This is a genomic window from Nocardia vermiculata NBRC 100427 (assembly GCF_001613265.1).
GTDB lineage: Bacteria > Actinomycetota > Actinomycetes > Mycobacteriales > Mycobacteriaceae > Nocardia > Nocardia vermiculata.
In genome coordinates this window covers 111,624-131,078 of sequence record NZ_BDCA01000006.1, presented here as the reverse complement: position 1 = coordinate 131,078, position 19,455 = coordinate 111,624, and the positions used below count along the sequence as shown (strand labels likewise).

General features: G+C 68.9%; 17 protein-coding genes. 10 read left to right on the top strand and 7 right to left on the bottom strand.

Annotated features, from left to right (window positions below):
* The first annotated feature begins 165 nt into the window (after positions 1-165).
* Together cobN and NV2_RS10055 are read left to right on the top strand one after the other, a co-directional pair.
* Entirely contained in the window at positions 166-3,795 is a 3,630-nt protein-coding gene (cobN, locus tag NV2_RS10060; protein WP_067871302.1) for a cobaltochelatase subunit CobN, read from the top strand.
* 84 nt (positions 3,796-3,879) lie between these two features.
* The gene (locus NV2_RS10055) at positions 3,880-4,260 is read left to right on the top strand and encodes a PPOX class F420-dependent oxidoreductase (RefSeq protein WP_174550569.1); all 381 of its coding nucleotides are present in this window, start codon (positions 3,880-3,882) and stop codon (positions 4,258-4,260) included.
* A 22-nt stretch (positions 4,261-4,282) separates the two neighbouring features.
* Here the strand turns inward: NV2_RS10055 and NV2_RS10050 are convergent, their stop codons facing one another.
* On the bottom strand, positions 4,283-4,669 hold the full coding sequence (locus NV2_RS10050) for a PPOX class F420-dependent oxidoreductase (protein ID WP_067871300.1): 387 nt from the start codon (positions 4,667-4,669) through the stop codon (positions 4,283-4,285).
* 32 nt (positions 4,670-4,701) lie between these two features.
* On the bottom strand, positions 4,702-5,469 hold the full coding sequence (gene map / locus NV2_RS10045; RefSeq protein WP_067871299.1) for a type I methionyl aminopeptidase: 768 nt from the start codon (positions 5,467-5,469) through the stop codon (positions 4,702-4,704).
* 75 nt (positions 5,470-5,544) lie between these two features.
* Between map and NV2_RS10040 the strand changes: the two genes are divergently transcribed.
* Positions 5,545-5,808 (top strand): helix-turn-helix domain-containing protein, encoded by a 264-nt coding sequence (locus tag NV2_RS10040; protein ID WP_067871298.1) that lies wholly within the window; start codon positions 5,545-5,547, stop codon positions 5,806-5,808.
* Between the two features lie 70 nt (positions 5,809-5,878).
* On the opposite strand, the gene NV2_RS10035 is transcribed toward NV2_RS10040, so the two are convergent.
* A complete protein-coding gene (locus NV2_RS10035) occupies positions 5,879-6,502 on the bottom strand; it encodes a TetR/AcrR family transcriptional regulator (RefSeq protein ID WP_067871297.1) in 624 nt (207 codons plus the stop codon).
* Positions 6,503-6,603: 101 nt separating this feature from the next.
* Between NV2_RS10035 and NV2_RS10030 the strand changes: the two genes are divergently transcribed.
* Entirely contained in the window at positions 6,604-7,104 is a 501-nt protein-coding gene (locus tag NV2_RS10030) for a PNPOx family protein (RefSeq protein ID WP_067871296.1), read from the top strand.
* Positions 7,105-7,107: 3 nt separating this feature from the next.
* Here NV2_RS10030 and NV2_RS10025 read toward each other — a convergent pair whose 3' ends face one another.
* The 3 genes from NV2_RS10025 to NV2_RS10020 are packed head-to-tail and all read right to left on the bottom strand — an operon-like array spanning position 7,108 to position 10,162.
* Positions 7,108-8,493, bottom strand: a complete 1,386-nt coding sequence (locus NV2_RS10025; RefSeq protein ID WP_210749361.1) for a metallopeptidase TldD-related protein — start codon at positions 8,491-8,493, stop codon at positions 7,108-7,110.
* Between the two features lie 5 nt (positions 8,494-8,498).
* Entirely contained in the window at positions 8,499-8,642 is a 144-nt protein-coding gene (locus tag NV2_RS31365) for a hypothetical protein (protein WP_157102832.1), read from the bottom strand.
* On the bottom strand, positions 8,639-10,162 hold the full coding sequence (locus tag NV2_RS10020) for a TldD/PmbA family protein (protein WP_067871415.1): 1,524 nt from the start codon (positions 10,160-10,162) through the stop codon (positions 8,639-8,641). The genes NV2_RS31365 and NV2_RS10020 overlap by 4 nt, the downstream gene beginning before the upstream one ends.
* A 207-nt stretch (positions 10,163-10,369) precedes the next feature.
* Here NV2_RS10020 and NV2_RS10015 point away from each other — a divergent pair, with 207 nt between their 5' ends.
* The 6 genes from NV2_RS10015 (at position 10,370) to lnt (ending at position 16,931) form a co-directional block, all read left to right on the top strand.
* Positions 10,370-11,032 carry a TetR/AcrR family transcriptional regulator gene (locus NV2_RS10015; RefSeq protein ID WP_084474307.1) on the top strand — a complete coding sequence of 221 codons (663 nt, stop codon included), beginning with the start codon at positions 10,370-10,372 and terminating at the stop codon, positions 11,030-11,032.
* Between the two features lie 89 nt (positions 11,033-11,121).
* Positions 11,122-12,339 carry a sensor histidine kinase gene (locus tag NV2_RS10010; protein ID WP_067871295.1) on the top strand — a complete coding sequence of 406 codons (1,218 nt, stop codon included), beginning with the start codon at positions 11,122-11,124 and terminating at the stop codon, positions 12,337-12,339.
* A 31-nt stretch (positions 12,340-12,370) separates the two neighbouring features.
* Positions 12,371-13,030: a response regulator gene (locus tag NV2_RS10005; protein WP_067871294.1), complete on the top strand. Its 660-nt coding sequence runs from the start codon at positions 12,371-12,373 to the stop codon at positions 13,028-13,030.
* 96 nt (positions 13,031-13,126) lie between these two features.
* Positions 13,127-13,609 (top strand): FxsA family protein, encoded by a 483-nt coding sequence (locus tag NV2_RS10000; RefSeq protein WP_067871293.1) that lies wholly within the window; start codon positions 13,127-13,129, stop codon positions 13,607-13,609.
* A 59-nt stretch (positions 13,610-13,668) separates the two neighbouring features.
* Positions 13,669-15,264 (top strand): amidohydrolase, encoded by a 1,596-nt coding sequence (locus NV2_RS09995; RefSeq protein ID WP_067871292.1) that lies wholly within the window; start codon positions 13,669-13,671, stop codon positions 15,262-15,264.
* Positions 15,265-15,347: 83 nt separating this feature from the next.
* Positions 15,348-16,931 carry an apolipoprotein N-acyltransferase gene (gene lnt / locus NV2_RS09990; protein ID WP_067871413.1) on the top strand — a complete coding sequence of 528 codons (1,584 nt, stop codon included), beginning with the start codon at positions 15,348-15,350 and terminating at the stop codon, positions 16,929-16,931.
* A gap of 176 nt (positions 16,932-17,107) precedes the next feature.
* Here the strand turns inward: lnt and NV2_RS09985 are convergent, their stop codons facing one another.
* Complete coding sequence (locus NV2_RS09985; protein ID WP_067871291.1) at positions 17,108-19,417, bottom strand: M28 family peptidase; 2,310 nt, start codon at positions 19,415-19,417, stop codon at positions 17,108-17,110.
* Positions 19,418-19,455 lie beyond the last annotated feature (38 nt).

Sequence of the window (19,455 nt, the reverse complement as noted above, 5' to 3'; positions counted from 1 at the left end):
GGCATTGGACGGCCGGGGCGCTGGGGCGGGTCCGGGCGCGATAGCATCCGGGGGCTCGTCCCCAGAGGAAACCGGTGCAATTCCGGTGCGGTCGCGCCGCTGTGACAGTCAGACCCTCCGGGCGGGCGCCGAATCCGCAATTGGGCGCGTCACCCGAGGAGAACTGTGATCCTGCTGCTGTCCACCTCCGACACCGACCTGTTGTCCGCGCGGGCCTGCCGCGCCGACTACCGGCTCGCCAACCCGGCACGCCTGCTGGTGGAGGACCTGCCCGAGCTGCTGAGCGGTGTGGACCTGGTCGTGGTCCGGATCCTCGGCGGCCGGCGCGCGTGGGAGGAAGGGCTCGACGCACTGCGCGAGAGCGGCGTCCCACTGGTGGCACTCGGGGGTGAGATGGCCCCCGACGCCGAATTGATGGAATGTTCCACCGTCCCGGTCGGTGTCGCCGCCGATGCGCACAACTATCTGGCTGCCGGCGGCCCGCAGAATCTGCGCCAGTTGCACAACTTCCTGTCCGACACCGTGCTGCTGACCGGCCACGGTTTCGATCCGCCCGTGCAGCTGCCGTCGTGGGGTGAACTCGATCGCGACGCCGGCACCGTGGCAGACAGCGACTCTCGCCTCGGGCGGGTGCCGGTGGTCGCCGTGCTGTACTACCGCGCCCAGCATCTGGCCGGGAACACCACCTATGTGGAGGCGCTGTGCCGTGCGGTGGAAGCCGCCGGCGCCCGCCCGCTGCCGCTGTACTGCGCCTCGCTGCGCAATGCCGAACCGGAGCTGCTGGCGACCCTGCGCCGGGCCGATGCGCTGGTGGTGACGGTGCTGGCGGCCGGTGGCACCAAACCGGCGACCGCGTCCGCCGGCGGTGACGACGAAGCCTGGGATATCGGTGCCCTCGCCGATCTGGACGTGCCGATCCTGCAGGGCCTGTGCCTGACGAGTGGTCGTGCCCAATGGGAGGCCAACGACGACGGCCTGTCGCCGCTGGATGTGGCGACACAGGTGGCGGTGCCGGAATTCGACGGCCGCATCATCACGGTCCCGTTCTCGTTCAAGGAGTTCGACGCCGACGGTCTGTCCACCTACGTGCCCGATCCGGAACGTGCGGCCCGAGTGGCCGGTATCGCGGTGCGGCATGCACGGCTGCGGCAGCTGCCCACCACGCAGCGCCGGATCGCGCTGATGCTGTCGGCGTATCCGACCAAACATGCCCGAATCGGCAATGCCGTCGGCCTCGACACCCCCGCCAGCGCCATCCGCCTGCTCACCGAGATGCGGTCCGCCGGTTACGATCTGGGCGCACCGGGAGAAGTGCCGGGACTCGAGGAACACGATGGTGACGCGCTCATCCATGCGCTGATCGCCGCCGGTGGCCAGGATCAGGACTGGCTCAGTGCCGAACAGCTGGAGGGCAATCCGATCCGCATCGGCGCCCGGCAGTACTCCGCCTGGTTCGCCACTCTGCCCGCGGAACTGCGCGAGGCGGTCGTGCGGGCGTGGGGGCCGCCGCCGGGCGAGCTGTTCGTCGATCGGTCCGCCGATCCGGACGGTGAGATCGTCATCGCCGCATTGCGTTTCGGCAATATCGTACTGTTGGTGCAGCCGCCGCGCGGTTTCGGTGAGAACCCGGTCGCGATCTACCACGATCCCGACCTGCCACCGAGTCACCACTATCTGGCCGTCTACCGCTGGCTGGCGGCCGCAGGACCCGACGGCGGGTTCGGCGCCGACGCGATGGTGCACCTGGGTAAGCACGGCAACCTCGAATGGCTGCCCGGTAAGACGCTGGGCATGTCGGCGGCGTGCGGCACCGATGCGGCACTGGGCGATCTACCGCTGATCTATCCGTTCCTCGTCAACGATCCCGGTGAGGGAACTCAGGCCAAGCGCCGCGCGCACGCCACCCTCGTCGATCATCTGATCCCGCCGATGGCGCGCGCGGAGACCTACGGCGATATCGCTCGGCTCGAGCAGTTGCTCGACGAGCACGCCAATATCTCGGCGCTGGATCCGGCGAAACTCCCCGCGATCCGGCAGCAGATCTGGACCCTGATGCGGGCCGCGAAGATGGACCACGACCTGGGCCTGGACGAGCGCCCGGACGAAGACGTCTTCGACGATATGCTGCTGCACGTCGACGGTTGGTTGTGTGAGATCAAGGATGTGCAGATCCGCGACGGCCTGCACATTCTCGGGCAGGCACCGGCGGGTGAGGGCGAGCTGGACCTGGTGCTGGCCATGTTGCGCGCCCGGCAGTTGTGGGGTGGCGAATTCGCGGTGCCCGGTCTGCGGGAGGCGCTGGGGCTCGACGAATCCGGCGAGGAGTCGCGCGAGCGGGTCGACGCTGTGGAACAGCGGGCTCGTCGGTTGCTGGCCGCGCTGCAGGCCACCGACTGGTCGGCCGAGGTGGTCGGCGATCTGGTGGCCCGGCACGAACCCGAGGTCCCCCGACCGGACACGCTGGCCGATGTGCTGCGTTTCGCCGCCACCGAGGTGGTGCCGCGGCTGCGGCAGACCGATATCGAGCTCGCCCGGATCCTGCACGCCCTCGACGGTGGTTTCATTCCGGCCGGCCCGAGTGGTTCGCCGCTGCGTGGCCTGATCAACGTGTTGCCGACCGGCCGCAACTTCTACTCGGTGGATCCCAAGGCAGTGCCGTCGCGGCTGGCGTGGGAGACCGGGCAGGCCATGGCCGATTCGCTGCTCGAGCGCTACCTCACCGATCACGGCGAGTATCCGCGGTCGGTGGGTCTGTCGGTGTGGGGCACCTCCGCGATGCGTACCGCCGGTGACGACATCGCCGAAGTGTTCGCGCTGCTGGGCGTGCGCCCGGTCTGGGACGAGGCCAGCCGCCGGGTGACCCGCCTGGAAGTGATCGAACCGGCCGAGCTGGGCCGCCCGCGCATCGACGTCACCGTGCGCATCTCCGGATTCTTCCGTGATGCGTTCCCGCACGTGCTGGCGCTGCTCGACGACGCGGTCCGCATGGTCGCCGAACTGGACGAGCCGGTGGAATCGAACTACGTGCGCGCGCACACCGATGCCGATGTCGCCGAGCACGGTGATCAGCGTCGGGCCACCACCCGTATCTTCGGCTCGAAGCCGGGAACCTATGGTGCCGGACTGCTGCAGCTGATCGATTCCAAGAGCTGGCGCACCGACGACGATCTGGCGCAGGTGTACACCACCTGGGGTGGCTATGCCTACGGCCGGGATCTGGACGGGGCGCCGGCCGCGGACGATATGCGGGCCGCCTATCGGCGGATCGCGGTCGCGGCCAAGAACACCGATACCCGTGAGCACGATATCGCCGATTCCGACGACTACTTCCAGTACCACGGTGGAATGGTGGCCGCGGTTCGTGCGCTGACCGGCACGAATCCGGAGGCCTACATCGGCGACAGCACCCGGCCGGACTCGGTGCGCACCCGGACCCTGTCGGAGGAGACCACGCGGGTGTTCCGCTCGCGGGTGGTCAATCCGCGCTGGCTCGAGGCGATGCGCCGGCACGGTTACAAGGGGGCCTTCGAGATGGCGGCGACGGTCGACTATCTGTTCGGGTACGACGCCACCACCGATGTGGTCGCCGACTGGATGTACGAGAAGCTCTCCGAGAGCTACGTATTCGACGAGGTGAACCGCAAGTTCATGACGGAGTCGAATCCGTGGGCACTGCACGGCATCGCCGAACGTCTGCTCGAAGCTGCCGAACGCAAGCTGTGGCAGGCGCCGCAACCCGAGACGCTGGATCGGCTGCGGCAGATCTATCTGGAGACCGAGGGCGAATTGGAGTAGCCCGGCGCTACGCCCGCGGACGCAGTTCGGGTATGCGCCGCGACGCGGATGTGCGGTACCCGGTAGATCCCTACGGTGGGGTGTATGACCTGGAACGAGCTTGCACAGCAGCGATATGTCCTGCTCACCACCTACAAGAAGGACGGCACGCCGGTCGGGACCCCCGTCTGGGCCGCTCCCGACGGCGACCGGCTGGTGGTGTGGACCAACCCCAAGTCCTGGAAGGTCAAGCGATTGCGGCGTAACCCATCGGTGACGCTGCAGGCATGTGACAATCGCGGTCGTCCCGCCGGGGGAGAGGTGAGCGCCGGTACCGGCCGTATCCTCGATCCGGCCGGTACCGATCGGGTGCGCGGGCTCATCGCCGGTAAGTACGGGCTCCTCGGCACCTTGCTGATCCGCGGCCACAAACTGATCCTGGGTGACGATCGTTCGGTGGGACTGGCGATATCCGCGCAGCCCTGACCGAACCCGTCGGGAGGTCGGATCAGGATGCGTCGGCGGTGATTTCGATACCGATCGTGCCCGTGCGGCCGCGGCGTAGCAGGCTGCCGGTGACGATCAGCCGGCCCTGAATCCCGTACTTGCGCTTGATGAGGCGCCGGACCCGATCGCTGCCCTGCTCGTCGAGTACGGTGCCGGTACCGCGTACGACGGGCCCCCGGGGCTTACCGGCGACGCTGCACGGTTGCAGGGTCACTTCCGGATTGCGCCGCAACCGCTTGACCTTCCAACTGCCGGTCTCGGTCCAGACATAGAGCCGGGAGTCGTCGAGCGCTGCCCACACCGCTGTCCCGACCGCCGTTCCGTCCTTCTTGTAGGTGGTCAGCAGTACGTAGGAGGCGGTGCCCGCCGGTCCGAAAGGGTTGTCCACAACGAGTCAGCCTACTGGGTGACGGGCCCCGATCACGCGGCGAGCGTGAGGATTTCGGGGCCGGTGTCGGTGATGGCGATGGTGTGCTCGGAATGGGCGGTGCGCGAGCCGTCGGCGGAGCGAATGGTCCAGCCGTCCGGATCGACGACGATGCGGTCGGTGGTGCGCGCGAACCACGGCTCGATCGCGATGGTCAGGCCCGAGAACAGCCGCATCCCGCGCCCGGGGCGACCGTCGTTGGCAACGTGCGGGTCTTCGTGCATGGTGCGGCCCAGGCCGTGGCCGCCGAATTCGGTATTGACCGGATAGCCGTTGCGGCGTGCGACCGCGGCGATGGCAGCGGAGATGTCGCCGAGCCGGCCACCCGGCTGCGCGACCTCGATCGCGGCGGCCAAGGCGTCCTCGGTGGCGGTGACGAGGCGGGTGTCCTCGGGGTCGGCGGTGCCGACGACGACGCTCACCGCGGCATCGGCCACCCAGCCGTCGATCGATACGGCCAGATCCATGCTCAGCAGATCACCGTCGCGCAGGCGGTAGTCGAAGGGCAGCCCGTGCAGGACGGCATCGTTGACCGACAGGCAGACCGTGTTGCGGAACGGGCCGCGGCCGAACGAGGGGGAGTAGTCCCAGTAGCACGAGACCGCACCCCGTTCGCGGATCCGTGCCCGCACATGCTGCTCCAGATCGAGGAGATTCACCCCGACGACGGCGAGTTCTCGTAACTCCGCGAGGGTGCGCCCGACGAATTGCCCGGTCACCCGCATCCGCTCGATCTCGGCGGCTGTTTTGAGTTCGACCATGAAACCTCCAGTATCGGTATTTGTATACCGACTGTAGCCCTTGCGGTATTTAAATACCAACTCTATGCTGGCGGCATGGTTCGTCTCCCGTTGACTGCTGCCCAGGTCGAGGCCGGTCGTCGCCTGGGCGCCTACCTGCGTACCGCCCGGGGCGGCCGGGACCTCGCCGACATCGCGCACACCGCGGGCATTTCGCCGGAAACGCTGCGCAAAATCGAATCCGGCCGCCTGCCCAGCCCGGCATTCGGCACCGTGGTCGGGCTGAGTGTTGCGCTGGGTGTGCCACTGCAGGACCTGGCCGAGGTCTGGCAGTCGCCGGGCTTGAGCGCCTCCGCCTGAACTGCGGGTTCCTTCCGTTCGCCGAATGCGCACACCGATATTCGGAGCACGCGGATCCGTTCGGCCTCGATCACTGCTCCGGGAGGAACAGGGGGAGTGCCAGATCGGCGATCGCCTCAGGGGTGGGGAGGGTCGCATGTGCGTGCGGCGGGCTCATTCGATGCTGCAGTGCTCGCTGGTATGCGGCCCCGGAGACGAACAGCGCCGCCGTACGCGGCTCGGGCACGAGGGTGTGTCGCGCCGACAGGTGGGCGATCACCGTGTCGAGGGCGCGATGCGGTCCCAGATTCAGTTCGCGGCTGCGCTGCGAGTAGGTCACGCGCAGGTCGGCATCGGATTCGATGGCCGCGATGACCGGAATCGCCGCGCCGAAGAACTCTTCCAGGACGGTCACCAACCGGATCAGGTCCGTGCGCAGGTCGCAGGTTTCGCCGCCGGTCGGGTCGGTCAGCATCTCCTGCAGCGGGCGCAGGTGCTCGCGGATCACAGCGTGGAGTAGGCCCGTCCGGTCGCCGAAGTGATAGAAGATGCTCGATTCGGCCACTCCGGCCCGGGTGGCGATCTCCTTGGTGCTCAACCGGGCCACGCCCCGGTCGGTGAGAATCTGCTGTGCTGCGGCGATGACGGCCTCCCGGACACCGCGGCGCGGGCGTCCGCGCGGCCGGGTGCCGCGGGCGGGGTTTCCGGTCGTCACCCGGGTTCTCCTCTCGGATTCGGGCGGCCCTTGCAGTAGGCCGCGCGAGGCGCGTATTTTCTGAGTATAAGCTCAGTAAATCTCGAGCGGGAGAGGTCCCCATGTCCGGTTCCAGTACCCCCGAGCCCACACCGGCCGTCACCGAGCCCGGTCGTGGCAGACTGCGCATGCAGCCGGCCGTCGACGCCGCGATGCGGACACTGTTGCGTTCCCCGTTGCATCGGCTGCTCAGCGCCAAACTGCTGGTGATCACGGTGACAGGCCGCACCACCGGCCGCGTCTACGCGAACCCGGTCGGCTACGTCGAATCCGGTGGCGCACTACTGATCGGCACCGCCGCGAACTGGCGGCGCAACCTCCGGCCGGGCGAACCCGTGCGCATCACCTGGCGCGGGCGTGACCGGCTCGCCGACTGGGACATCATCACCGGGGAAGCGGAGATCGCCGAGCCCTACCGGATCCTGATCACCAGCAACCCGACCCACGGCCGGTTCGCCGGCATCGGGCTGAACCCCGACGGCAGCATCAACCGCGACCAGTTGCGTGCGGCGCTGCAGCGCGGCACCGTGATCGTGCGACTGCACCCGCGTCCACCGCAGTGAGGGTCAGGTCGCCCGGCTCACCGACGACATGTGGAAATCGGGAATCCGCAACGGTGGCATCGCCGTCCGCGTGAACCAGTCCTTCCACTCCCGCGGCAGGGTGATCTCGGTCGCGCCGGCCTCGGTGGCGCGGCGCAGCAGATCCAGCGGGCTCTCGTTGAACCGGAAATTGTTGACCGCCGCGGTGACCCGGCCGTCCTCGACCAGATACACGCCGTCGCGGGTCAGACCGGTCTGCAACAAGGTGGCGGGGTCGACCTCGCGGATGTACCACAGGCAGGTCAGCAGCAGTCCACGTTCGGTGCCGGCGATCATCTGCTCGAGGGTAGCCTCGGATCCGCCGGTGAGCAGGAGATTGTCACCCGGCGTCGTGACCGGAGTGTCGAATCGCGCCGCCACCGAACGCGGCTGGACCAGGGACCGGATCACCCCCTCGTGCAACCAGTCCACCCGTCCGGCGGCCATCCCGTTGTCGAAAACCGACACCAGCTCCGAGGAAGCGGATGTGGCGACGAACGGCCGATACTGCAGTCCGGGCGCCGCCGGATCGGAATACATCGTCAGCGGGAGGTCGGTGAGCCGCTCACCGACTCGGGTGCCGCCTGCGCGGGAGAACGCCGTGTGGCCCTCGTGCGCGCCGCGACCGTCCATCGACCACAGCATCGGAATCAGCAGATCGGCGACGGCCGAGGGCGGCAACAACGTCGGATAACGCCCCGCCGGCAAGTCGACCCGCCGCGCATTCCAGTCCAGGCGCCTGCTCAGCTCGGCCAGCATCGCGGTGACGTCGATATCGGTGAAATCGGCGGTCGGCGCGCCCACCCACGCGCTGGCCTGCTCGCCCTCCGCACCGCGTTTCCCGTTGATCTCGATCGACCCGGTGGGCTCGGTCCAGCGCCGCCGAATACCGGTGGAGGTTCCCAGCCAGGTGGTGTGCAGCTGGTGGTGGGCGAAACCGTAGAGCCGGTCGGCACCGGCGAAACCGACCGCGAGCTCACCGGCGAGACCGGTGAACGCCTCGATACCCGTATGCGCGACGGCGCCGGCCCACTCGGGGCCCGCCACCGCACCGGCGGTGCCGGGATCCAGCAGTGGCATCGCGTCGGCCGCCGGTTCGGCCGTCCGCGCCGCCTCCTCCGCCGCGCGCACCACCGCCTCGATCTCGGTGGGATCCACACTCGTCGACCCGGTACCGCCCACCCGGGCGGCATGCGGGCCGTCACGCAGAATCGAGATCACCGACCAGGACCGCGATTCCGAGGCTCCGTTGGTGGTCATGGAATTGCCCGCCCAGCGCAGCGAGGCCTCCGACGCGTCGGTGACGATCACGATCGTCTCGTCGGCGCGAGCGGCCGCCAACGCCCGTTCGACAACCTCGCCCCCATGCATCACGGTCACTCCGCCTCCTGAAATTTGCGGGACACCCGCACCCGGTCGGCGCAGTGGGTGGCTACGCCATGATCACTCACTGCGCCCGGTGGTTTGCGGGACACCCGCACCCGGTCGGCGCAGTGGGCGGCTACGCCATGGTCACTCACTGCGCCTCCTGGCGCGTATTGAGAATATTGATCCCGCGCACGAGTACCGACGGGCATCCGTGGGAGACAGCGGCGGTCTGGCCGGGTTGGGCCTTGCCGCAATTGAACGCACCTCCCAGCACCCAGGTCGACGGGCCGCCGACCGCTTCCATCGCACCCCAGAAATCGGTGGTGGTGGCCTGATAGGCCACATCACGCAGCTGACCGGACAACTCTCCGTTGCGGATCCGATAGAAACGCTGGCCGGTGAACTGGAAGTTGTAGCGCTGCATATCGATCGACCAGGACCGGTCGCCGACGACATAGATACCGTCGTCGACGCGTGAGATGAGCTCGGCGGTACCGGTATCGCGGTCCGGATCCGGTTGCAGCGACACGTTGGCCATGCGCTGGATCGGCACGTGATGGGCCGAGTCGGCGTAGGAACAGCCGTTGGAGCGTTCGACGCCGAGCCGGGGTGCGAAGACGCGGTCGAGCTGATAGCCGACCAGGGTGCCCGCACGCACCAGGTCCCAGCGCTGTCCGGCCACGCCCTCGTCGTCGTAGCCCACGGTCGCCAAGCCGTATTCCTGCGTGCGGTCGGCGGTGACGTGCATGACCGGGGTGCCGTAACGCAACGTCCCCAGCTGGTCCGGAGTTGCGAAGGAGGTACCCGCGTAGGCGGATTCGTAGCCGATCGCGCGGTCGTACTCGGTGGCGTGACCGATGGATTCGTGAATCGTGAGCCACAGGTTGGTCGGATCGATCACCAGGTCGGTCGGCCCCGGCGTGACCGACGGTGCCGCGAGCTTCTCGGCCAGCCACTCGGGGATCCGGGCCAGTTCGGCGTCCCAGTCCCAGACCCCGTCGGCACCGGTGACGTACTCCCAGCCGCGTCCGGCGGGTGCGGCCAGCGTGCGCATGCTCTCGAATCCGCCTCCGGCCGCGTCGATCGCGATCGCCTCCAGCTCGGGGTGTAGCCGTACCCGCTGCTGGGTGGTCCGGGTTCCGAAAGTGTCGGCGTAATAGGTCTGTTCCTTGACCTGCAGTACCGACGCGGTGACATGGTCGACACCTGTTGCCGAGGCCAGTCGGTGCGAATAGTCCTGCAGCAGCGCCACCTTCTCCGGTGTCGGCACCGCGAAGGGGTCGAGGTCGTAGGACGAGACCCAGGTGGCATCGGCGTAGACGGATTCGGCGGCGAGTTCGACCCGTTCACGATTGAGGGCGCGCACGGTGCCCGCGACCGTGACCGCCCGCCGGGCGACCGCCGCCGCGGTGTCGGTGGTGAGCTCGCAATGGGAGGCGAATCCCCAGGTGCCGTCGACGATCACCCGTACCGCGAAACCGAGATCGACGGTATTGTCGATGGACTCGACCCGGCCGTCGCGCAACCGGATCGATTGTGTGACCAGCCGGTGTACCCGCAGATCGGCGTATTCGGCTCCGGCCGCGCGCGCTGCCGCCAGTGCCGCATCGGTCAGGGCCGCCAGCGGCAGGGCGCGGAACTGATCGTCCACGGCCGACGTTGTGATACTCACCGGGACCACGCTATCGGCCGGGCAGGCACCGGTCCAACGAATCGTTGCCGTCGACGTCGCGAAACCTGCTGCCACCCAATGCGACACGCCGTGCATGTTTGCATCGAATGCAAAGGTGCACGGTATGCGGTGTGGCACCGACTGCAACGCGCGCGAAACTCCCAGCCTGCGGCCCGGTACGCCGCCGATGCCGTACTGTCTGCCCGCGTGCCGCCATCCGCACTCCGTGACCGCAAGCGGGAACGTACCCGCCGTGCCCTCCTCGAGGCCGCCGCCGCCCTGTTCGAATCCCGCGGCTACGAGGCGACCACCGTCGCCGACATCGCCGCCGAAGCCGAGGTGGGCACCCGCACATTCTTCAACTATTTCGAGAGCAAAGAGGAACTGTTGTTCCCCGAGCCCGACGAACGCGTCACCGCCGCCGTCGCAGCGATCGACAGCCGCAGGCCGGACGAGCGCCCGGTCGAAGTGCTACTGCGTGCCCTGCGTGCCGCCGGTGACAACCCGGGCGACCATCTGGGCGACGACCTGGCCTCCCGCCTCGCGGTGTTGCGGGCCCGGATATCCCGCACGGTGCCGGCCGTCAGCGGCCGGGCCGCCCACGCCCAGCTCGCCGCCCAGCAGGAGATCGCCCGGCGGCTGCGGGTGGCGTTCCCGGAGGAACTGGACGAGGTCGGCGCCGCCGCGCTCGTCGGTGCGGTCGTGGGTGCGGTCTCGGGCGCACTCACGGTCCTGTTCCAGGGACGTGGTGCGGTCGAAGACGGCGAGGGGTTGCACCGCACCATCCGTGAGACCACCTCGCGGGTACTGGCGCCATGGTTGTCGGCCGGACGGCACATGACCATGACGCCGGCCGAAGTGTCGTGCTGACTCCGGCCCGTCGGCGCGCGGTTCGGTCGACGCACCATGATCGGGCCGTCTGCGCAGGTGGTGTCGGGCAGGCCGCCTAGGCTGGGCGGGTGCGCCGATTCAGTCTGTGGCTTCGTGGTAAACCCCTGGTCGCCGACTCCATCCTCGCGACCGCCCTGATGCTGCTGAACCTGGTCGGCATCGGCGGCAAGGAGCACTGGCGCGTCTACCTGTTCCTCGCGCTGATCACCCCGATCCCAGTGATCTGGCGGCGGGTGCGCCCGCGGGCCAGTGCCGCGGCGATGCTGGTGCTGTCCATCTCGACCAGCGCGATCTGCCTGGTCGTCGACGAAGATCTGCAACCGCCCGCCCTGCTGGCCCTGGGTATTGCCCTGTACACCTTGGTCGCCTACGTGGGCCGGCGCGAAGGGCTGCTGTTCCTGATCGGGCTGGTCGTCGACGGCGCCTTCTCGTTGGCCGTGGTGGAGCTGTCGCTGCCGATGGTGGTCGGCTACGAGGTCATGTTCTACGCGCTGTGCTGGACCCTCGCCGAGATCATCGGTGCCCGCCACGCCTACGACGCCGAGGTCGAGGCGAGGCTCGCGGTGGCCGACTACGACCGGGAACGACGCGCCCACGACGCGGTGGCGGCCGAACGCACCCGGATCGCTCGCGAACTGCACGATGTGGTCGCCCACGCGGTGAGCGTGATCATCGTGCAGGCCGACGGCGCCAAATACGCTCTGCGCCGCGATCCCGACCTGGCCGAACAGGCCTTGTCCACCATTGCCGGTACCGGCCGTGAGGCATTGCGCGAATTGCGCCGCACGGTCGAGTTGCTGCGCACCGAGCACGCACCCGACGAACTGCCGCAGCACGGTACGGCGGGTCTGGCGAAGGTGGTCGCGATGATGCGCAGTGCCGGACTGGCCGTGGAGCTCGAACTCACCGGCGAACTCGATGACGTGGAACCCGAGGTGAGTCTCGGCATGCATCGGATCGTGCAGGAATCGCTGACCAACACCTTCCGCCACGCGGGCCCGGACCCGACGGCGTGGGTGCGGGTGCGTCGTCGCAGCGACGATGTCCTGGTCGAAGTGCTCGATCGTGGCCCCGGCCCGGACAGCGAGCGGCTCGTATCCGGCGTCGAGGCCGAACCCGGCACCGACGGCGCCGGTCGCCGGGGGATCGCGGGCAGCGGGCTCGGTCTGGTCGGAATGCGGGAGCGCATCGCGGTGCTCGGCGGCACATTGGACGCCGGTCGCCGTCCCGGGGGCGGCTGGCGGGTCCGGGCCAGCATCCCGCTGCGGCGGGAACCACCGGACTGACCGCGGATCCGACCCGATTAGATTGGACCCCGTGCCGATCTCCGTACTCGTCGTCGACGACCAGGAACTGATGCGTGCCGGATTGAAGATGGTGCTGGGCGCACATCCGGACGTCGATGTGGTCGCCGAGGCGGACAACGGTGCCACGGCCGTCCGGCTGGCCGGTGAACTCACCCCCGACGTGGTGCTGATGGACGTGCGGATGCCCGTGGTCGACGGCGTCGCGGCGACCGCCCAGATCCTCGATTCCGGATGCGGCAGCCGCGTTCTGGTCATGACCACCTTCGACCTCGACGAACACGCGCTGGGTGCCCTCCGTGCCGGAGCCAGCGGCTTCCTGCTCAAGGACACCCCGCCCGAGGACCTGATCTCCGCGATCCGCAGTGTCGCCGCCGGTGATGCCGTGGTCTCACCCAAGGTCACCAAACGCCTGCTCGACCGGATGATCGCCACCGATCCGGCACGGATGCGTGATCCGGGAATTCTCGATGTTCTCACCGTCCGCGAGCGCGAAGTGCTCGAGCAGATCGCGGCCGGACGGTCCAACGCCGAGATCGCGGCGCAGCTGTATCTGTCGGAGGCGACGGTGAAAACCCACGTGGGCCGGGTGCTCACCAAATTGGGGCTTCGTGACCGGGTACAAGCGGTGGTGCTGGCCTACGAGACGGGCCTGGTCACACCCGGTACCTGAGACGGCACGGCACCGATCTCCGGTCGATGTGCCCGGATCGGGAGAAAAATCGCGACGTGACGCGTTGTGCAGAGTAGATCGTGGAAAGGATCGCCGATGCCCGCCCTGCTGTTCGCTCTCTATCTCGTCGTCGAGATCGCGGCGCTGGTCGTGGTCGGCCACCTGATCGGGGCCGTACCGACCATTCTGCTGCTGATCGCCGGATCCGCTCTGGGGCTGATCCTGGTGCGCTCCCAGGGACGGCGGGTCTTCCAGCAGTTCCGTCGCGCCGGTCGCGGCGAACTCGCTGCCGGAACGGCAGTCGCCGACGGTGCCCTGGTCGCGGCCGGTGGCCTGCTGATGTTCGTGCCAGGCCTGGTGACCTCGGTCCTCGGCCTGATCCTGCTGCTCCCCACCCGCGCGTTGCTGCGCCCGCTGGTCTCGGCCGCCGCACTGCGCCGCTTCGATCGGTTCACCATGGCCGCCGGATACCGCGGCGTGGTGGTGGATCCGTCCGGCGACGTCGTCGACGGTGTGGTGGTCGATCAGCATTACGACGACGGGCAGGGTGCGGCACGCCGCATCATCGAGCCCAACTGACGCCGGCGATCGACCCGCACCGACGGGCGGCCCGGGGGCGTGCGGCACACTGATCATCCGTGAGTACCCAGTTGCTGGTCGGTGGCCGAATCTACAGTTCCAGTTCTCCCGACGCGACCGCGATGGCCGTCACCGACGGCACGGTGGTCTGGCTCGGTGCCGAACGACCCGGCCGCGCGCTGCACCCCGACGCCGAGATCATCGACCTGGACGGCGCGTTCGTGGCGCCTGCCTTCGTCGATACCCACGTCCACGTCACCGCGCTCGGCCTGCAGCTCACCGGTTTGGACCTGTCGCGGGCACGGTCGCTGCCGCACTGCCTGGAACTGGTGCGGGAATTCTCGGCAGCCCATCGGGGAACCGTGATCGGCGACGGGTGGGACGAGACCCGGTGGCCCGAACAACGCCCGCCCAGTACCGCGGAACTGGACGCGGCGGCAGGCACGGGGCGCGCGGTCTACCTCGCCCGGGTCGACGCGCATTCGGCGGTCGCCTCGACCGCCCTGCTCGACGCGGTGCCCGCGGTACGCGACGCGAACGGATACACCGCGGGCGAACCACTGCGCGCCGAGGCACACCATCTGGTCCGGGCCGCGGCGCTGGACACTCTCGATCGCGCCGGCCGAGACCGGGCACGTGCGGCCGCACTCGACCACGCCGCCGCGCACGGTGTCGTCGCCGTGCACGAATGTGGTGGGCCGCAGATCGCCGGTCGCACCGACATCCGCGAACTTCTCGAATTCGAGCACGGAGTGCAGGTACGCGCCTACTGGGGTGAAGCGGTCACCTCCGCCGCGGGGGCCCGCGCACTCGTCGACGAACTCGGAGTGCACGGTCTCGCCGGTGACCTGTTCGTCGACGGGTCGTTCGGCTCGCACACCGCCTGGCTGCGTGAGCCCTACGCCGACCGCGCCGGAACCGGGATCGGCTACCTCGACGCCGACGCGATCACCGCACATGTCCGCGCCTGCACCGAGGCCGGGATCCAGGCCGGCTTCCACGCCATCGGTGATGCGGCCGCCGACGCCGTGGTCGAAGGGGTCTCCCGGGTCGCCGCCGAGCTGGGCGCGCCGGCGGTCGCCACTCGTGGGCATCGGATCGAACACGCCGAGCTGCTCGACGGGGGCCAGATCGCGAAACTCGCCGAGTTCGGCGTGATCGCCAGTGTGCAACCGGGTTTCGACGCGGCCTGGGGCGGACCCGACGGAATGTATGCCACCCGCCTGGGGGCCGACCGCGCGGCGGCCGCCAATCCGTTCTCGGCGATGGCGGCGGCCGGGATTTCGTTGGCGATCAGCTCCGATGCCCCGGTCACCGCGCTGAATCCGTGGGAGGCGGTGCGTGCGGCCGCGCACCATCGCACGCCCGGCCATCAGATCTCCCCGCGAGCGGCGTTCGCCGCGGCCACGCGTGGCGCCTGGCGGGCCGGTGGCGTCCGCGACGGAGTCGCAGGCACTCTCGTGCCCGGCGCTCCCGCCTCGTACGCGGTCTGGGAGGCAGCGGACCTGGTGGTCGCGGCGGCGTCGGATACGGTGCAGCGCTGGTCCACCGATCCCCGCTCGGGGGTTCCGGGTCTGCCGTCACTGGATCCCGGCGTCGCGCTGCCACGCTGTCTGCGCACCGTGCGTGCGGGCACCGTCATCTACGATGCCTGACCACGCCGCGATATCACCGAGCCGCTACGACCCGGAATCGGCCGGCCACCGGCGGTCCCAGTAGCATCGGCGCCGTGCTGGGCATGACGTGGCGGGTGTGGGGGAGGATCGGTGCCGCTGTCGTCGCCGGGCTGCTGGTGTTCGCGAGCTTCCCGCCACGCACCTGCTGGTATCTCGCGCCGCTGGGCATCGCGATCCTGACCCTGGTGGCTCGTGACGCCACCCGGCTGCGCGGCGCCTTCGGCTACGGTCTGCTCGGCGGCCTGGCGTTCTTCCTGCCGCTGCTGCCCTGGACCGGAATCTATGTCGGGCCGGTGCCCTGGTTGGCGTTGTCGGCGGCCTGCGCGGTCTACGTCGGACTGTTCGGCCTCGCGACGCGGTGGGTCACCGTGCTGCCGGGCTGGCCGGTGTGGGCGGCACTGATGTGGACGCTCACCGAATGGGGCCGGTCCAGCTTCCCCTTCGGTGGATTCCCCTGGGGCCGCCTGGCATTCGGGCAGGCAGACGGGTGGTATCTGCCGTTCGCCTGGCTCGGTGGAGCGCCGATCGTCAGCTTCGTGGTGGCGCTGACCGGGACCGTCCTGGCTGCGGTGATACTGCGCCTGCGGGAGCGGGACACGGTGCGGCGAGGGCTCGTAATTTTCACTCTCGCAACGGTTGTGATTATCATCCCGGTTACCGGAGTGATCCTCCGGACCGCGCTGCCCGCCCCGGACGACGGAGACCGGCCGATCACGGTCGCCGCGATCCAGGGCAGCGTGCCGCGGCTGGGACTGGACTTCAACGCCCAGCGCCGTGCCGTACTGGACAATCACATCCGCCGTACCGAGGAACTCGCGCGTGCGGTAGCCGCCGGTACCGCGGCCCGTCCGGATGTGGTGATCTGGCCGGAGAACTCCTCCGATATCGATCCACTGCGCAACGCCGACGCCGCCGCCGAGATCACCGCGGCCTCCCGCGATATCGGCGCTCCGATCCTGGTCGGCGCCGTCCTGGTCAACGACGATCGCACCACCACGAATTCGGTGATGATGTGGGACGCCGACGGCCCGGGGGAGCGGCACGACAAGAAGATCATCCAGCCGTTCGGCGAATATCTGCCCTATCGCGACTTCTTCCGCCACTTCTCCGATTACGCCGACCGCGCAGGATATTTCGTCCCGGGTCACGGCGACGGTGTGGTGCACGCCGACCCGGCCGGCGGCGGCCCGCCGGTAGCGATCGGCGTGGCGACGTGTTACGAGGTGGCATTCGACCGGGCGTTCGAGGACTCCCTGCGCGCCGGCGCGCAACTACTGACCGTGCCGACCAACAATGCCACCTTCGGTGACAGCGATATGACCTATCAGCAGCTCGCCATGTCGCGAGTGCGGGCCGTCGAACACGGCCGCGCCCTGGTCGTCGCGGCAACCACCGGAGTCAGCGCCATCATCACCGCCGACGGCGCTGTGCAGCAACAGACTCCGAAATTCGTGCCGGCCGCTTTGGAGGCGACCCTGCCGCTGCGCAGCGAAACCACGCCTGCGACCGCGATCGGGCCACTGCCGGAACGCGTCTTGTGCGTCCTTGCTGCGGCTGTCGCCCTGGCTGCGGCGATTCGGTGGCGAACGGCGGCGCGTACGGCGCGCCGGGCTGATGAGGATGTCACCACCGCTTCCCCACGCTGAGGGCCGCTGCGCCTGCCCTGGACAACCACCTCTCGGGAGTCGGTTGCTGGTTCCTCGAGGCGCCGCGACGACATGGACGGATTGTCGTGCGGCGATCCCCAACTCGTGCGGTGAGAAGCGTTGTCCGCGTTGGTATGTCGACGAGGCGGGCATGGTGCCCGCGTCGAACAGTGCGGTCAGAGTTCGTAGGTCCGCGTTACCGCTATCGAATCGCCGTCCTCTCGGGTCGAGGCCACGAGGCTGCCGGGGCGCGGCCGGAAGCCGGGGGCGGCGGCGAGACCGTGGGTTTCCTCGATCGCGGTGACCCGGATGCGAGTCGCTCCCGGCGTCCGTACCGTGATGTCGGCTCCCTCCGGTGGAATATCGCGGAATCGAATTTCTCCCGGCCAGGTCTCGGCGCGCACGCCCGAGACGGCCACGGAGACCGGGCGCATACCTGCGACGGTGGCGGCAGCCCGGTCGATCGGGTGGTCGATGCGCAGCACCATTGAGGAGGCCGATCGGCGGGGCGTCACGTGCATCGTGACCGAATCGCCGTCGCGGCCGCGAACCTCGATCGTGGGGCCGTCCAGCGCCAGCGGTTCGGCGCGGCCGGTCCAGAGTGAGCCACGGGCGTAGCCGGGCGAGAGCCGTGAAACATCTTTTCCTGCTACGTACGTGCGGGTCCATTCGGTCGGTTCGGATTCTCCGCTGACCCAGCCGGCCGCCCCGGTGTCAGCGTTCAGTACGTAGGCGAGGTGACTGCGACCGGGGTGCCGCACGTCGAAGCGGTCTACCAGAGATCCGGTGCCGGCCAAGATCACCGCCAGCACTGCCGCGGTCACCGGTACCGCGACGGTGGCGCGGCTCCGGACGCCCGGCGCAGGCAGCATCAACTCCACGAGCGGCAGCAAGAACAGGCCGAAGAATGCTACGCACGCCGCACCGGCACCACCGAATGCCAGGCCCACTCCGTTGAACAAGTTCCGGGCGAGCGCGGGCAGCAGCGCGGCCGAGACCAGGGCACCCAGCGTCAACGCTGTGACCGACCACGCGGCCCATCGCACCGGTTGTAGTGCCAGTATCGCGCCGAGTGCGGCGAACAACGCGGGCAGCGCGAACAGGAACGACGCTCCCGGAGCCAGCGCCGCGCACGCCACCCCCACCCCGGCGGGCCACATCAGTGCGCCGATCGCGAGCGCGGCCGGGCCCAGACGGCGACGCAACAGCAGATACCAACCGAGTAACGCGGTCCCGGCCAGCGCGACAAGGGCACCCTGGAAGGGCAGTGGGCGATGCACCAGCCCGCCCATCAGGTCATAGCCGGGACGCAGCCAAACCAGAACCGACCACATGAGCTGCCCGAGCAGTGCCGCGATCGCCAGCGGCAGTATCGCCGACAGGCCGGCGAGAAGCATCCGCGGAACACTCGCCAGCCGCCGGCGTCGTGCGATGAATCCCGACGCGACAACTGCCGACACGGCCAGCAGCGCGATCGGCCAGACCAGCGTGTTCGAGTACGTGATCATGACGCCGAAGACTCGGAAGTAGGTGTTGTCGTGGTCGGACTTCAGACTGGGCAGGTCGGCCCTGCCCAGCGCGCGGGTGAGGTGAAGCATGTTCTCGCCGTGGTGTTGCAGGCTGCCCCGGTCCAGGTTGGCGAGGGTGTCACCCGCGGTGTGGTAATACGACGAGCCCTCAATGTAGGCGAAGTTCAGTCCGGTGAAACCGGCGTTGGATAAAGCGGTGAAGTCGGAGTTGTTCGGCAGCGCCTTGTACACCTCGACCAGTGACGAATCGCCGCGGGGATGCGGCACGGCATCGGCGAACAGGGAGACCAACGCGGCGTTGTGCTCCGACGTCTCGAACATCAACGACGGTCCGCTCACGCCGCGGGCCTCCCAGTTGAGCACCACGCCGCCCGCAGCGGCCGCCGGGTGCTCCCGGACGAACGCGTCCGCGCCGAGCACACCGTCCTCCTCACCGTCGGTGAACAGCAGCACCAGATCGTTGCGCAGTCCACCCTGCCTGCTGATCAGCTGCCCGACCTCTACCATCGCGGCGACCGCGGCGCCGTCGTCGGACGCACCGGGTCCGGTCGCGGCGGAGTCGTAGTGCGCGACGAGCAGAACCGTTCCGGTGGGATCGTGTCCGGGCAGTGTGGCGACCACATTGTCGACCCGGCCGAAGGTCGCGAGCCCCGTCGATGATCGCGTGCCGACCGCATGCTGGATCGTCGTGGTGAAGCCCGCGGGTTGCAGTTGGTCGGCGATGTAGTCCCGCGTCCGATCACTGGCCGGGCTGCCCAGCGGTCGCGGTTCGGTCGCGAAGCGGGAGAGGTGGTTCAGTGCTCGCTCGGCGCTGAACTGTCCGGTCGCGGACGCGGGCAACGGCTGCTGCCCGCTCCCTTCGGCCATCACGGTCACCGCGACCGCACCCAGCACGACCAGTAGTGCCGCTACTCCCGCGAGTACCCGGTACGGCGTTTCGATCAATTTTTCGATCACGGTGCGACGTTATGAGCACAGCGGCGCGGCGGGTACGC